10 protein-coding genes are annotated in these 14,095 nt (G+C 72.7%); 7 read left to right on the top strand and 3 right to left on the bottom strand.

Annotated elements, in window-relative coordinates; genetic code table 11:
* Positions 1–12: 12 nt before the first annotated feature.
* The 5 genes from OG447_RS00180 (at position 13) to OG447_RS32225 (ending at position 7,099) form a co-directional block, all read left to right on the top strand.
* Positions 13–2,307 (top strand): MMPL family transporter, encoded by a 2,295-nt coding sequence (locus tag OG447_RS00180; protein WP_266934119.1) that lies wholly within the window; start codon positions 13–15, stop codon positions 2,305–2,307.
* Between the two features lie 39 nt (positions 2,308–2,346).
* On the top strand, positions 2,347–2,898 hold the full coding sequence (locus OG447_RS00175) for a GNAT family N-acetyltransferase (RefSeq protein ID WP_266934118.1): 552 nt from the start codon (positions 2,347–2,349) through the stop codon (positions 2,896–2,898).
* Between the two features lie 106 nt (positions 2,899–3,004).
* Entirely contained in the window at positions 3,005–3,598 is a 594-nt protein-coding gene (locus OG447_RS00170) for a hypothetical protein (RefSeq protein ID WP_266934117.1), read from the top strand.
* Between the two features lie 187 nt (positions 3,599–3,785).
* Positions 3,786–3,953, top strand: a complete 168-nt coding sequence (locus OG447_RS00165; RefSeq protein WP_266934115.1) for a hypothetical protein — start codon at positions 3,786–3,788, stop codon at positions 3,951–3,953.
* An 80-nt stretch (positions 3,954–4,033) separates the two neighbouring features.
* Positions 4,034–7,099 (top strand): AAA family ATPase, encoded by a 3,066-nt coding sequence (locus OG447_RS32225; protein WP_323181704.1) that lies wholly within the window; start codon positions 4,034–4,036, stop codon positions 7,097–7,099.
* Here OG447_RS32225 and OG447_RS00150 read toward each other — a convergent pair.
* The 3 genes from OG447_RS00150 to OG447_RS00140 form a co-directional block, all read right to left on the bottom strand.
* Positions 7,062–7,241, bottom strand: a complete 180-nt coding sequence (locus OG447_RS00150; protein WP_266938678.1) for a DUF6191 domain-containing protein — start codon at positions 7,239–7,241, stop codon at positions 7,062–7,064. The two genes, OG447_RS32225 and OG447_RS00150, sit on opposite strands and share 38 nt — an antisense overlap.
* Before the next feature lie 42 nt (positions 7,242–7,283).
* The gene (locus OG447_RS00145; protein ID WP_266934114.1) at positions 7,284–8,600 is read right to left on the bottom strand and encodes a sorbosone dehydrogenase family protein; all 1,317 of its coding nucleotides are present in this window, start codon (positions 8,598–8,600) and stop codon (positions 7,284–7,286) included.
* Positions 8,601–8,725: 125 nt separating this feature from the next.
* Positions 8,726–9,733, bottom strand: a complete 1,008-nt coding sequence (locus OG447_RS00140; RefSeq protein ID WP_266938677.1) for an aldo/keto reductase — start codon at positions 9,731–9,733, stop codon at positions 8,726–8,728.
* A 73-nt stretch (positions 9,734–9,806) separates the two neighbouring features.
* Here OG447_RS00140 and OG447_RS00135 point away from each other — a divergent pair, with 73 nt between their 5' ends.
* Both OG447_RS00135 and OG447_RS00130 read left to right on the top strand, forming a co-directional pair.
* Positions 9,807–10,754 (top strand): 2-hydroxyacid dehydrogenase, encoded by a 948-nt coding sequence (locus OG447_RS00135; protein ID WP_266934113.1) that lies wholly within the window; start codon positions 9,807–9,809, stop codon positions 10,752–10,754.
* Between the two features lie 348 nt (positions 10,755–11,102).
* Positions 11,103–13,919 (top strand): bifunctional diguanylate cyclase/phosphodiesterase, encoded by a 2,817-nt coding sequence (locus tag OG447_RS00130; RefSeq protein WP_266938676.1) that lies wholly within the window; start codon positions 11,103–11,105, stop codon positions 13,917–13,919.
* Positions 13,920–14,095 lie beyond the last annotated feature (176 nt).

Here is a 14,095-nt window from a genome sequence, read left to right as displayed (position 1 = left end):
GGAGCACGTCCGTTGGCAGCAATCGCGCGGTGGTGTATGCGCCACCGTCTCCTCGCCGTCCTCATCTGGCTGATCGCCTTCGGTGGGACCGCGGTGGCCGCGGGGAGCGCCGGAGCGGCGTTCTCCAATGACTACGCCGTCCCCGGCACCGAGTCCGGCAAGGCGGGCGACCTCCTGCGCGAGGGCTTCCACGGCCAGGGCGGAGACACCGACACCATCGTGTGGCGGGTCCCGGACAAGCACGGCCAGCAGGGCGAGCCGGACCAGCAGGGCGAGCCGGACCGGCAAGGCGTCCGCAGCCCGGCGGTCGAGCAGCGCATGACCCGGGCCCTCGACGTGATAGCCGAGCTCCCCGGCGTCGGTTCCGTCAGCAGCCCGTACGGGGCCGGCCCCGAGAGCGCCGCGCAGATCAGCCCTGACGGGCGCACCGCCTACGCCGTGGTCACCTTCGACCAGCAGGCCGACGCCGTGCCCAAGGCGCAGGCCAAGGCGGTCGTCGACGCGGCGAAGAACCCCACCACCGAGGCCGACGGCCTCCAGGTCGAACTCGGCGGCCGCGCCATCGGCCTGACAGAAGCCCCCACCGCCCACCTCGCCGAGGTCATCGGCGTGGCCGTCGCGGCGCTCGTGCTCTTCCTCGCCTTCGGCTCGCTCGCGGCGAGCCTGCTGCCCCTCGCGACCGCCCTGGTCAGCGTGGGCACCGCCTACTTCGGCATCACCCTCCTCGGGCACGCCATGCCGGTCGCCGACTTCGCCCCGATGCTCGGCACCCTCGTCGGCCTCGGCGTCGGCATCGACTACGCCCTGTTCATCGTCACCCGCCACCGCAAGGGACTGCTGCGCGGCCTGGCGGTCGAGGAGGCGGCCGAGAGCGCCGTCGCCACCACCGGCCGGGCCGTCGTCTTCGCCGGGGCCACCGTCTGCATCGCCCTGCTCGGCATGCTCGTGCTGCGGCTGAACTTCCTGAACGGCGTCGCGATAGCCGCCTCAGTGACGGTGGTGCTGACCGTCGCCGCCTCGGTCACGCTGCTGCCGGCCCTGCTCTCGTACATCGGCATGCGCGCCCTCTCCCGCCGCGAGCGCCGCCGGCTCGCCGCCGAAGGCCCCCGGCCCGAGCGGACCACCGGCTTCGCCGTGCGGTGGTCCGCCTTCGTGGAGCGGTACCCGAAGCTCCTCGGCCTCTTCGCCACCGTGGTCATGCTGGTGCTCGCCCTGCCCACGCTCTCGCTGCACCTGGGCACCTCCGACCAGGGCAACAACCCGGCCACGTCCACCACCAGGAAGGCCTACGACCTCCTGGCGGAGGGCTTCGGGCCGGGCATGAACGGCCCGCTCGCCGTCGTCGCCCGCCTCGACGGCGCCGACGACCGGCTCGCCGTCGACCAGCTGGCCGAGGAACTCCGTACGGCCGAGGGCGTCGCCTCCACCGGCCCGGCCGTCTTCAACCGCAGCGGTGACACCGCCGTACTGACCGTGGTCCCGGACTCCGCACCCCAGTCCAGGGCCACGAGCGACCTGGTCGACCGGCTCCGCGAGGACGTCGTCCCGCGCGCCGGGCACGGCACCTCCATGGAGGTGTACGTCGGCGGTGTGACCGCCGGCTACGACGACTTCGCCGAGGTCATCATCGGCAAACTGCCGCTCTTCGTCGGGGTGGTCATCGCCCTCGGCTGCGTGCTCCTGCTGCTGGCCTTCCGCTCCATCGGCATCCCGCTCAAGGCGGCGGCCATGAACGTCGCGGCCGTGGCCTCCTCCTTCGGCGTCGTCGTGGCGATCTTCCAGTGGGGCTGGGGCAGCGAACTGCTGGGCCTCGGCAGCGCCGGACCGATCGAACCCTTCCTGCCCGTGATCATGGTGTCGGTCCTCTTCGGCCTGTCCATGGACTACCAGGTCTTCCTCGTCAGCCGGATGTACGAGGAGTGGCTGGAGACCGGTGACAACCAGCGCGCCGTCCGCGTCGGTCTCGCCGAGACCAGCCGGGTGATCAACTCCGCGGCCGTGATCATGATCGCGGTCTTCCTGGCCTTCGTACTCAGCGGCGACCGGATCATCGCCATGTTCGGCATCGCGCTCGCCGCCGCCGTGGCCCTCGACGCCTTCGTGCTGCGCACCCTCCTCGTTCCCGCCCTGATGCACCTGCTCGGCGGCGCGAACTGGTGGCTGCCCGCCTGGCTCGACCGGCGGCTGCCGAAGATCAGCATCGAGCCTCCCGAGCGCCGTCCCCATGCGAAACTTCCGGTGCAGCGGCCCGGCTCGGACCCCGCCACGAGCGAGGACGGCGCCGAGCCCGCGACCAGCTCCCGGTGATCCGGCCATCCGCCGCAAGAGACCCAAGGAAGAACGCGCATGTTCTCGATAGACCTCGCTGACGACGCCCAGATGTTCCCGCTGGAAGCCCGGCACGCGGAGGAGTTCTTCGCGCACATCGAACGCGGACGCGAATTCATCGGCCAGTACGTCGGCTTCCCGGACCGGTCCCCGGACCTCGACTCCGCCCGGGCCCTGCTGGCCAAGTACGCCGTGAAGGCCGGGGAGGACGGCGCTCGGTTCTTCGGCATCCGGCTCGACGGCACCCTGGTCGGCGGGGTCCTCTTCCCGGCGTTCGAGGCGGAGACCGGCAACTGCGAGATCGGCTGCTGGCTGGAGCCCGCCGCGGCCGGCCGCGGCCTGGTGACGAAGGCCTGCCGCGTCCTGCTCGACTACGCCTTCGGCGAGCGCGGCATGCACCGCGTCGAGTGGCACGCCGCCACCGGCAACAAGAAGAGCCTCGCCGTGGCCGAACGCCTCGGCATGACCCGCGAAGGCGTCATGCGGCAGAACCACCTCCACCGCGGCGTCCGCCAGGACACCGAGATCTGGGCGATCCTCGCCCCCGAATGGTCCGCCTCCCGCGGCTAGTGCTGTGACCGCCGGTCGAGCCGGGCCCCGCAGTCGGCGGGGCCCGTGTCGCATCCGTCACCGGATTCTCAGGAAGCTCTCATTCGGGCCGCCTACGGTGCCCCGCATGGACACCACGAAGACCCCCGCCCCGAACGCCCCCGAGGCGGACACCACCCCCGCCGACCTCGTGAAGGCCGAGGCCCCCCGCGCCGCCGAGACCGAGAGCGCGACCGCGACCGCCGCGGAGACCGAGACCGACGCCGAACTCACGGACAAGACCGCGGACGACGAGGAGTTCGACGAGGACCTGGCCGAGGACGAGGAGCAGCCCGGCGGCGTCGGCGCCGCGGCCTCCGCGATCGTGGCGGCCGGACTCTCGCTCGTCGCCCTCAGCGGCACCTGGGGTGCCCGCGTCCTCGCCGAGCGCCAGGGCCTCATGGGCCAGATAGAGGGAGACAAGTCCGCCCCGCCCGCGGAGCAGATCGCCGCCCTCTACGGTGACGGCTGGCAGCTCACCGCCCTCGTCAACGGCGTCCTGTCCACCCTGGCCCTCCTCATCGCCGTCTTCGTCCTGGCCCGCCCCGCCTTCGGCGCACCCGGCCGCGAGCTTCCGGCCTGGGTCCGGGCCGTCTCCTGGGCGGCCGTGGTGCTCGGCGCCATCGGCGCGCTGGTCTTCGGCTTCCTGTACTTCCTCCCCCTCCCGAAGGTCCCCGCCTAAGCCGTCGGGTCCGCGCGGCCCGCACGTACGGAGGTGCCTTAGTCCCCCTGGGAGATCTCCGGCCCCGGACTAAGGCCCCCTGCCGCCCGCAGATGCGGCATGATCCCGATGTGCCCGCACCCCCTGGGAAGCGAATCTTGGATCACACCGAACGAGGTGCCCGAGAGAAGCAACCAGGGAGTACGAGATGTTCGAGCACGAGATGGCCTCCGCCCGCCACGCCGCCCTCATCCGCGAGGCCGACGCGTACCGCATGGTCCTGGAGGCCCGCAAGGCGCGCCGCGCCGCGTCGCGAAGCCAGGAACCCGAAGGGCTGGTGAGAGGGGTCCGCAGCCGCTTCACCCGCGCCGCGTGAACCGCGTCGCGACCTGCGTGGACTGACACGTGATGAGGAGCGCGCCGATATCGAGTGCCGCTGAACAGGACGGCTGTGCGATGCTCGGCGGCGTGGAAACCAGATCTGTCAGCCCGGTGTTCGTCGGCCGAGCCGACGAACTGGCCGCACTCACCGACGCCCTGACACGCGCCGCCCGCCAGGAGCCGCAGGCCCTGCTCATCGGGGGAGAGGCCGGGGTCGGCAAGACCCGCCTCACCGAGGAGTTCCTCTGTGAGGCGGACCGTCACGGCGCCGTGGTCGCGGTCGGAGGATGTGTGGAGATCGGGGCGGAGGGACTTCCCTTCGCCCCGTTCTCGACGGCCCTGCGCACCCTGCACCGTCAGCTCCCCGGGGAACTGGCCGCCGCGGCCGCGGGCCAGGAGGACGAACTCGCCCGGATCCTCCCCGAACTCGGCGACACCCCGCGCGGACCGCACGACGAGGAGAGCACCGCCCGGCTCTTCGAACTGACGGCCCGCATGCTCGAACGGCTCGCCACCGACCGGACCGTCGTCCTCGTCCTGGAAGACCTGCACTGGGCGGACACCTCCACCCGCCACCTGCTCTCCTATCTCTTCCGCACCCTCGCCAGCGGCCGGCTCGTCGTCGTCGCCACCTACCGCGCGGACGACGTCCACCGCCGCCACCCCCTGCGCCCGCTGCTCGCCGAACTGGACCGGCTGCGCACCGTCCAGCGCATCGAACTGCCCCGCTTCAACCGGGCCGAAGTGCGCCGCCAGCTCGCGGGCATCCTCGCCTCGCAGCCCGAAGAAGACTTCGTGGACTCCGTCTTCGACCGCTCCGACGGCAACGCCTTCTTCGTCGAGGAACTCGTCGCCTCCCGGGAGAACGGCTGCCGCGCCGGCCTCACCGAGTCCCTGCGCGACCTGCTCCTCGTCCGCGTCGAGGTCCTCCCCGACGCGGCCCAGCGCGTGGTGCGGATCGTCGCCGAGGGCGGCTCCACCGTGGAGTACCCCCTCCTGCGCGCCGTCGCCGGGCTGACCGAGGACGAGCTGATCGAAGCCCTGAGGGCCGCAGTGGGGGCCAACATCCTGCTCGCGACCCCGGACGGCGACGGATACCGCTTCCGCCACTCGCTGGTCCGCGAGGCCGTCAGCGACGACCTGCTGCCCGGCGAGCGCTCCCGCGTCAACCGCCGTTACGCCGAAGCCATGGAGGCCGACGACATCCTGATCCGCGCCGAGGAGCGGATCATCCGGCTGGCCAGCTACTGGTACTACGCCAACGACCCTGCCAAGGCGTTGCCCGCCGTGCTCGCGGCCTCCGTGGCCGCCCGCCGCCGACACGCCTACTCCGAGCAACTGCGGCTGCTGGAGCGGGCCATGGACCTGTGGGAGAGCGCCCCGGAGGAGGTCCGCGAGTCGCTGCGCCCGGCGGACTACACCGAGGTGTACCCGCCGTGCGGCTGCGACCCGGCCACCACCCCGCTGAGGCGGCTCGACCTGCTCGCCGAGGCCACGGTGGCCGCCCGCTACGGAGGGGAGCGCGAGCGCGCCCTGAAGATTACCAAGATGGCGCTGCGGCTGCTGGAGGAGGACCCGGACCCGCTGCGGGCCGCCTGGTTCTGGACCGAACGCTCCCGGCTCGTCTCCAGCCTGGCCCGCGGCGACGGCTGGGAGGAGATCGCCAAGGCGCAGGAGCTCGTCCGCGGGCTGCCCCCGTCCCAGGTGCACGCCGAGGTCCTGGTCCGGGCCGCGAGCTGGGGAATGCTCCACAACCCGGGCCGCGGGAGCCTCGCCGCCGCCGAACGCGCCGTCGAGTACGCGCGGATGCTCGGCGCCGAGGACATCGAGCTCAACGCCCGGATAACGGCCGGCGCACTGCTCACCGACGCGGGCGACGCCGAGGGCGGACTCAGCGAGATGCACGCGGTCAAGGACCGGGCCACCGCACTCGGACTCACGGTGCTGGCGGGACGTGCTCATATCAACCTCACCTCTCAGTTGGAAAGCATGGGCCGCTCACGGGAAGCCGTGGAGCTGGCCGAACAGGGCGCCGAACTCGTCGGCAAATCACGGTTGTTCGATACCGAGGCATGGCTGCGGGGCAACCTGGCGGATAGCCTGTACAGCCTCGGCCGCTGGGACGAGGCCGCCGAGGCGGCCCGGCGTACCCTGCTCGTCGGCCAGAGCGCGTCGCCCCGCGGCTCCGCCTCCGCCCGCATCGCGTACCTGGCCCTGGCCCGAGGCGAACTGGCCGAGGCCGCCCAGCAGCTCACGGCGGCCCACGCCCACTTCGGCACCCACGAGACACAGCCCCAGCACCGCCTGCCGCTCTTCCGCCTCGCGGTCGGCGTGGCCGCGGGGGAGGGGCGCATCGCCGACGTCCGCACCGAGATCGCCAAGGCCGTCGCCTTCGGGTTCGCCCTCGGGCAGCACCGCTATGCCTGGCCGCTGCTGCTGGCCGCCGCCTCCGCCGAGGCGGACGCCCGGGGACTGCCCGCTGCCGAAGCCGGCCGGGAAGCCGCCCTGGACCTGCTGCGCACCGCCGCCCGCCCGCTGGCCACCCCGGTACCGGTGTGGACCGCCCACTCCGAGTTCCTGCGGGCCGAGTTGCTCCGGGCCGAGGCCCGGGACACCGTCGCCGACTGGACCGCCGTGGAGGAGGCCATCCGCCCGCTGGAGCGCCCGTACCTGCTGGCCCGGGCCCGCTACCGGCTCGCGGAGGCCCTGCTGGCCGCCGGCGCCGACCGGGAGTCCGCGGCCGCCCTGCTCCGCGAGGCCCACGCCACCGCCGACCGCCTCGGCGCACGCCGGCTGCGCGAGGACCTGGCCCTGCTGGCGCAGCGTGCCCGGCTCCCCCTCGCCGCCGCCGACGAGCCCCCGGCCCCGCCCGTACCCGGGACCGACCCGGCCGAGGCGCTCGGCCTCACCAGCCGCGAGCGGGACGTGCTGCGCCTGGTCGCGGCCGGCAACACCAACCGACAGATCGCCGGGGAGCTCTTCATCTCCCCGAAGACCGCGAGCGTGCACGTCTCCAACATCCTGGCGAAGCTGGGTGTGTCCGGCCGCGGTGAGGCGGCCGCCCTCGCCCACCGGCTACGGCTCTTCGCCCCGGCCGCGCCCGTCAGCCGGAGTCCGGAGGCTGCTCGTCCACGCGTATGACCACCTTGCCGGACTCCAGGTCTATCGGACCCCGTCCCGGGTCCCCGTCATTCAGGTCGACCCGGGACAACTCCAGCCGCTTCTTCTCCTCGTCCGTGTGCTTGCGTCCCGGGTTGAAAAGCTCCTCGATCAGGTTGAACAACGCACCCACCGCACCCTTCGCCCCCCAGCGGGGCCACGCCGGTCACCGCACCGTCAGTGTCAGGATCCTGTCGTCGCCCGGTTCCGGCGACCCGCGTCCGTCCGTCTCGCTCGTGACCAGCAGCAATCTGTCCCCGCCGAGGGCCACCACCGTGCGCAGCCGGCCGTACTTCCCCTCCAGGAAGGCCTCCGGCTCCGCCACCGGCTCGGTCCCCGCCAACGGGATCCGCCACAGCCGGTCGCCCCTCAGACCCGCCATCCACACCGATCCCTCGGCCCAGGCGATCCCGCTGGGCGAGGCCTCATCCGTCTTCCACACGGCCACCGGGTCCCGCAGGCCGGGCTTCCCCGCCTTCCCCTCGGCCTCCGGCCAGCCGTAGTTCCCGCCGGGCTCGATCAGATTCAGCTCGTCCCAGGCCTTCTGGCCGAACTCGGCCGCCCACAGCCGCTTGTCCTTGTCCCAGGCGAGCCCCTGCACATTGCGGTGCCCGTAGGAGTAGACGACGGAGTCCGCCTCCGGGTTGCCGTGGACCGGGTCCCCGTCCGGGGTCATGCGCAGGATCTTGCCGCCCAGCGACTTCTTGTCCTGCGCGAGCCCGGTGTCACCGGTCTCGCCCGTGCCCGCGTAGAGCATCCGGTCCGGGCCGAAGGCGATCCGGCCGCCGTTGTGGATGAGGCCCTTGGGAATGCCCCGGAACACCGTGTCGGGCGCGCCCAGTTGCTGTCCGGCAGGTCTCTGCTCGTCATAGCGCATCCGCGCGATGCGGTTGTCGGACTCGGTGGTGAAGTACGCGTACACCAGACGGTCCGAGGCGAAGGTGGGGGACAGGGCCAGGCCCATCAGCCCGCCCTCGCCGCCCGGGGCCACGCCGGGCACCTCGCCGATCTGTGTCACCGCGCCCGACCCCACCGCGACCCGGCTGATCGTCCCTTTGTCCCGGGAGGCCACCAGCAGGTCCCCTCCGGGCAGCGGTGCCACGCCCCAGGGCGACTCCAGCCCCTTGGCCACCTCGCCGGTGACCGTCACCGCGCCCTTGGCGGGCGGGACGACCGACCCGGGAGACGCGGACGCACTCCCCGAAGGGGCCGGTGACCCGGCCCCCGGGGACGCCGTACCCGGTGGTGAGCTGCCGGGGAGCGCGTCACCGCCGGCCTGGGAGCACCCCGTCGCCAGCAGGGCGCCGCACCCGGCCAGGGCGACGGCCGCCAGCACCCGCCGACGCCCCGCACCGGTACCCGTACCGACGTCCTCGTACCGTCCCGGCCCGGACAACCCGGCCGCCGACGTCCCGGCCCCCGGCATCCCGGCTCCCAGCGTCCCGGCCCCGTACCCCGCACGGAAAACCCGTCCGTATCGCATCGCCCTGCTCCCTTCCGGTCCTTCGATCGTGCCCTTCATCTGTCTCAACAGCCGAGGCAGTTCCCGAAGTTCCGTCACTCGTACACCCGATCGAGTGGTTGTGGGGGCCGGCCCGTCCGGCCGGGTCAGTCCCAGGCTCCCACCGCCGCCGGGAGCGCGGCTATCTCGGCGAGGTCCCCGGCCGTCAGCCGCACCTCGGCCGCCCGCGCGTTCTCCGCCGCCCAGTGCGCCCGGTCGGCCCCCGGCACCGGCACCACCTGCGGCCCCTGCGCCAGCACCCAGGCCAGCGCCACCTGCGCCGCCGTGACCTCGGGGCCGTGCCCCAGCGCCACCCGCCGCAGCCCCGCCACCAGCACCTGGTTCGACGCCATCGCATCCGCCGTGAACCGGGGGTGCCGCGCCCGCACGTCCTGCGACTCGAAGCCCTGACCCGGCGTGAGCGTCCCGGTCAGGAACCCGCTGCCCAGCGGCATCGCCGCCAGGAACCCCACCCCCCGCGCCGCACACCACGGCAGCAACTGCCAGGCGGCCTGCGGCGACCACACCGACAGCTCCGCCTGCACCGCGCTCACCGGGAACACCTGCTGCGCCCGCTCCAGGTGCCGCACGGTTGTCCCGTACGCCAGGTCCCCGCGCCGCCCCGTACCCGGTCCGGCACCCGCGCCCAGCGCGCAGAACCCGAGCGCCCGCACCTTGCCCGCGCCCACCAGTTCGGCCATGGCACCCCAGGTCTCCTCCACCGGCACGTCAGGATCGACCCGGTGCAGCTGGTAGAGGTCTATGACGTCCGTCCGCAGCCGCCGCAGCGAGGCGTCGCAGGCCCGCCGTATGTACCCCGGCCGCCCGTCGGCCACCACGTGCTGGTCGCCGGCCCGCAGCCCGACCTTGGCCGAGACGAACGCCTCGGAGCGCCGCTCGTGCAGCACCCGGCCGAGCAGCAGCTCATTGGTGTAGGGCCCGTACAGATCGGCCGTGTCCAGGAGGTTCGACCCCAGGTCCAGCGCCGCGTGCACCGCGGCCAGCGATTCGTGGCCCCGCCTGCGCGAAGGCGCGTACCCCCAGCTCATCGGCATGCAGCCGAGCCCGACGGCGCCCACCGCCAGCGCCCCCGCCCCGATCGACCTGCGCTCCACCCCTGCGTCCCCCTCCTGCTGCCGCCCCCAAACTAACGGCTTGATCCGGATGGCCTGGCATAGCCTCGGGATCATGACTGCAAAGACCCCGGACGTCTGGCTCCCCTTCCCCGCCGAAGAGGTCGACGGCCTCCCCGACTCCTTCCGGTACCGCCAGTGGGACGGCGAGGAGGACTTCCCGGCCGATCCGGCCGACTGCGTCTTCTACGTGACCCCCTACATGAAGTCCCCCGAGGTCACCGTGCGGCCGCTGGCCGCGATGCCCGCCGTCCAGGTCGTCCAGACCCTCACCGCCGGCATCGACCACGTCCTCGGCGGCCTCGGCCACCTGCGCCCCGGCGTTCGGCTGTGCAACGCCGCCGGGGTTCACACCGCCAGCACCGCCGAACTGGCCCTCGCCCTGACGCTGGCCTCGCTGCGCGGCATCCCCGGCATGGTCCGCGGACAGGACCGCGAGGAGTGGCACGGCGGCTTCTACGAGGCCCTCGCCGACAAGTCCGTCCTGATCGTCGGCTACGGATCGATCGGAGCCGCCATCGAGGACCGGCTGGTGCCCTTCGAGTGCGGGCCCGTCACGAGGGTCGCACGGTCGGCGCGCACCACCGCGCGCGGGGCGGTGCACGCCCTCGCCGACCTGCCCCGACTCCTGCCGCGGGCCGATGTGGTGATCCTGTCCACCCCGCTCACCGAAGACACCCGCGGACTGGCAGGCGCCGGCTTCCTGAGTCGTATGAAGGACGGCGCCCTGCTCGTGAACGTCGCGCGGGGACCCGTGGTCGACACCAAGTCCCTGCTGGCGGAGGTGGAGTCCGGCCGGCTGCGCGCCGCGCTCGACGTCACCGACCCGGAACCGCTCCCCGCCGGCCACCCGCTCTGGCACGCTCCGAACGTCCTGATCACACCTCATGTGGGCGGGAGCAGCAGCGCGTTCGAGCCACGGGCCAAGCGCCTGCTGGCCCGCCAGCTGACCCGGTTCGCCGCCGGCGAACCCATGGAGAACACCGTACTGATCGCCGAGTGACCGAAGATGGGTACGCTCCGCATTCGCCCGAATGCACGCAGTCGCCGCAACTCCCCAGGTGGTAACGGAGAGTAGAGAAGGTATGTCCCTGAGTGACGAAAGTGGTGTATCGTCCGGAAGAAGGGGCTGCGCCACGAACGTCTGGCGCTGGGGAGTGATCGGACACTTTGGGGGGCGACGGGCGATGCACGGCCAATGGGCGAAGGATCCGACGCGGCAGAGCCGCCGGAGGCGACGGTGTCGGGACTGGGCTGCGCCGGAACCAGCCAGCGAGGGGGACCGGTGAGTGCCCAGGGGGCGGCGCTCCTGAACCGGCCGCCCGGCGCGGCCGGAGGCAGAAGCCTGGCGATGCAGCTGCTCCTCGCGGTGGTCAGCGGCGGGTACGCGGTCGGCGCCGCCCTCAACTGGGGGTCGGAGGAAGTCGCTGAGATCATGGGCGACTTCGGACTCAGCGCGGCAGGGCTGCTCGCCGCCGTCTCCTGCTACTCCTACGCGCGGGCGATCGACAGCCGCGAACGCCCCGCATGGCTGCTCTTCGCCTTCTCCTCGCTCATGGGCGCCTGCGGCAACGCGGTCTGGGGCTGGTACGAGGTGATCCTCGGCGAGGAGGTGCCCAAACCCTCGGTCGCCGACTTCGCCTTCCTCTGCTTCGCACCGCCCGCCATCGTGGGCCTGCTCGTCCTCGCGAAGCGGCCGGTCACCCGAGCCGGCTGGGTGTGCCTGGGCCTCGACTCCTGGCTCATCGGCGGCTCCCTGCTCACCCTGTCCTGGAGCCTGGCCCTCGCACACGCCGCGCAGACCGCCCAGTCCGGCGCCCCCGGCAGCGTTCCGCGCGCCGCCCTCTCGCTCGCCTACCCGCTGCTGGACATCGCGCTCGTCTCGATGGTCCTGGTCCTGCACTTCCGGCGATCCGAGACCAACCGCTCCGCCGTCAACACCGCCATCGCGGCGCTCGCTCTGACCGTGCTCAGCGACGCCCTGTTCACCTCGCCCCTGCTGAGCGCCGGGTACCAGTCCGGCCAGCTGCTCGACGCGGGCTGGTTCGCTGGCTCGCTGCTCCTGGCCTACGCGCCCTGGGGTGCCCGGCGCATGCACCCGGGCCCGGAACCGGCCGTCCATCCGCGTGGGGAGCGGCTGCACAGCCGCCCCATCACCGGCTCGCTGCCCGCCCTCACCCCGTACCTCGCGGCCGCCGTCTGCACCCTCGGCATTCTGTACAACGTCGTCGACGGCCGGAAGGTCGACCGGATGGTCGTCTTCACCGGCTGCACGGTCGTGCTCGCCCTCGTCATCCGGCAGGGCATCATGCTCCTCGACAACATCGCCCTGACCCAGGAACTGGCCCAGAAGGAGAACCACTTCCGCTCCCTGGTCCAGGGGTCCAGCGATGTGATCATGATCGCCGCCCCCACCGGCACCCTGCGCTACGTCAGCCCCGCTGCCGCCGGGGTCTACGGGCGCGAGGCGGAGGAGCTGGTCGGCACCGAGCTCGCCACCCTGATCCACCCCGACGACCTCGGCCGCGTGGTCCACGAGGTACGCCGCTTCCTCGCCGCGCCGCCCGCGGAGGAGCCCACCACCCGCATCGAGTGCCGCTTCAAGTCGGGCGGCGGCGAATGGCTCAACGTGGAGTCCACCGTCAACCGGCACCAGGGCGGGCTCATCCTCAACAGCCGGGACGTCACCGAGCGGGTCCGGCTCCAGGCGCAGCTCCAGCACAGCGCCGAGCACGATCCGCTGACCGACCTGCCCAACCGGGCCCTGTTCACCCGCCGCGTCCGCCAGGCCCTCACCGGCCGCCGGGCGGGCGACCACAGCACCGCCGTGCTCTTCATCGACCTCGACGGCTTCAAGGCGGTCAACGACACCATCGGCCACCAGGCCGGCGACGAGCTGCTCATCGAGGCCGCGCGCCGGCTCCAGGACTCCGTCCGGGCCGGGGACACAGCGGCCCGCCTCGGCGGTGACGAGTTCGCCGCGCTGATCCTGGGCGACGGCAGCCGGGACCGCAGCGCCCGCGAGTACCAGGTGCACGAGATCGCCGACCGGCTGCGCACCACCCTCTCCCAGCCGTACCGGATCGCGGGCAGCGAGGTCCGGGTCGCGGCCAGCATCGGTGTGGCCTTCGCCGACCCCGGCATCACCCCATCGGACCTGATGCGCAACGCGGATCTCGCGATGTACCGGGCCAAGGCGGGCGGCAAGGACCGCGTAGAGATGTACGCGCCGCAGATGCAGGCCGAGGTGGTCCGCAGGGCCGAGCTGGCGGGGCGGCTGCGGACCGCCCTCCACGAGGGAGAGTTCGCCCTGCTGCACCAGCCGGTGGTCTCGCTGGCCACCGGGGAGATCTCGGCCGTGGTCGCGCAGGCCCGCTGGCGTTCGGCCCAGGGGATCCTCTTCACGCCCGCCGAGTTCCTCCGGGTCGCCGAGTACAGCGAGGGCGGTGCCTCCGCCGCCGCGGGGGCGGACGCCTCGCGCGCCGCCGAGCTGGGGCGCTGGCTGCTGGAGGAGGCCGTGGAGGAGGCCGCCGACCGGCACCGGGCCGGGCACGACGTACCCGTGGCCGTGCGGATGACCGCCCAGCGGCTCCTGGACCGCGCCATGCCCGTGGGCGCGGTGGAAGCCCTGCTGACCAGGCACGGGCTGCCCTCCGGCGCCCTGATCCTCGAGCTGGCCGTCTCCGACCCCAGAGTGCCCTTCGAGGACCTGGAGCGCCGCCTCGCGGCCCTGCACCGGCTGGGCGTGTCAATCGCCCTGGACGGTTTCGGCAGCGGCTACGCGGCCATCAGCGCCCTGCGCCGCCTCCCGGTCGACATGCTCAAGCTCGACCGGGGCCTGGTGGAGGGGGTCGTCGAGTCCGCCCGCCTCCACAAGATCACGGCAGGCCTGTTGCGGATCGCGAACGACCTCGGCATGCAGTCGGTGGCCGACGGGGTCGACCTCCCGGAGCAGGTCATGGCGCTGCGGGCGATGGGATGCACCCACGGGCAGGGAGCGGCATTTTCTGGCCCCCTTGACGAGTACAGGCTGCGGCGGGCGCTGGTGCGGGGTACGTTCCCAGTACCGGGTGGAGCAGGCCAGCCGGCCTTGGCCGGAGGCTCCACCGGTGGCTCGATGGTCATCCGTAGGGGCTCACATAATGAGACGCCCGTCCCACCTACTTGACATCAACCTCACGCCGGAGGGAGGGTCAGTGCCATGCGCACCCGAATTCTCGTACTTGGAAAGCGCGTCGGCTGAAGCTGGGGCCAGCATGTCCCCGCTCAACGCACCCGACGCGCTCCCCTCGCTTGCCTCCGGCACGAGGGGTTTTTTGTTGCACTGGCACAGAGTCGAACCCT

It is taken from the genome of Streptomyces sp. NBC_01408 (assembly GCF_026340255.1).
Lineage (GTDB): Bacteria > Actinomycetota > Actinomycetes > Streptomycetales > Streptomycetaceae > Streptomyces.
This window is presented reverse-complemented; position numbering and strand designations above follow the sequence as displayed.

What these genes read in the sequence shown, in the direction of transcription:
- OG447_RS00175 (WP_266934118.1), top strand. Translation starts at nt 2,347, where the DNA reads ATGTTCTCGATAGACCTCGCTGACGACGCCCAGATGTTCCCGCTGGAA.
- OG447_RS00170 (WP_266934117.1), top strand. Translation starts at nt 3,005, where the DNA reads ATGGACACCACGAAGACCCCCGCCCCGAACGCCCCCGAGGCGGACACC.
- OG447_RS00165 (WP_266934115.1), top strand. Translation starts at nt 3,786, where the DNA reads ATGTTCGAGCACGAGATGGCCTCCGCCCGCCACGCCGCCCTCATCCGC.
- OG447_RS32225 (WP_323181704.1), top strand. Translation starts at nt 4,034, where the DNA reads ATGCTCGGCGGCGTGGAAACCAGATCTGTCAGCCCGGTGTTCGTCGGC.
- OG447_RS00145 (WP_266934114.1), bottom strand. Translation starts at nt 8,600, where the DNA reads ATGCGATACGGACGGGTTTTCCGTGCGGGGTACGGGGCCGGGACGCTG.
- OG447_RS00135 (WP_266934113.1), top strand. Translation starts at nt 9,807, where the DNA reads ATGACTGCAAAGACCCCGGACGTCTGGCTCCCCTTCCCCGCCGAAGAG.
- OG447_RS00130 (WP_266938676.1), top strand. Translation starts at nt 11,103, where the DNA reads ATGCAGCTGCTCCTCGCGGTGGTCAGCGGCGGGTACGCGGTCGGCGCC.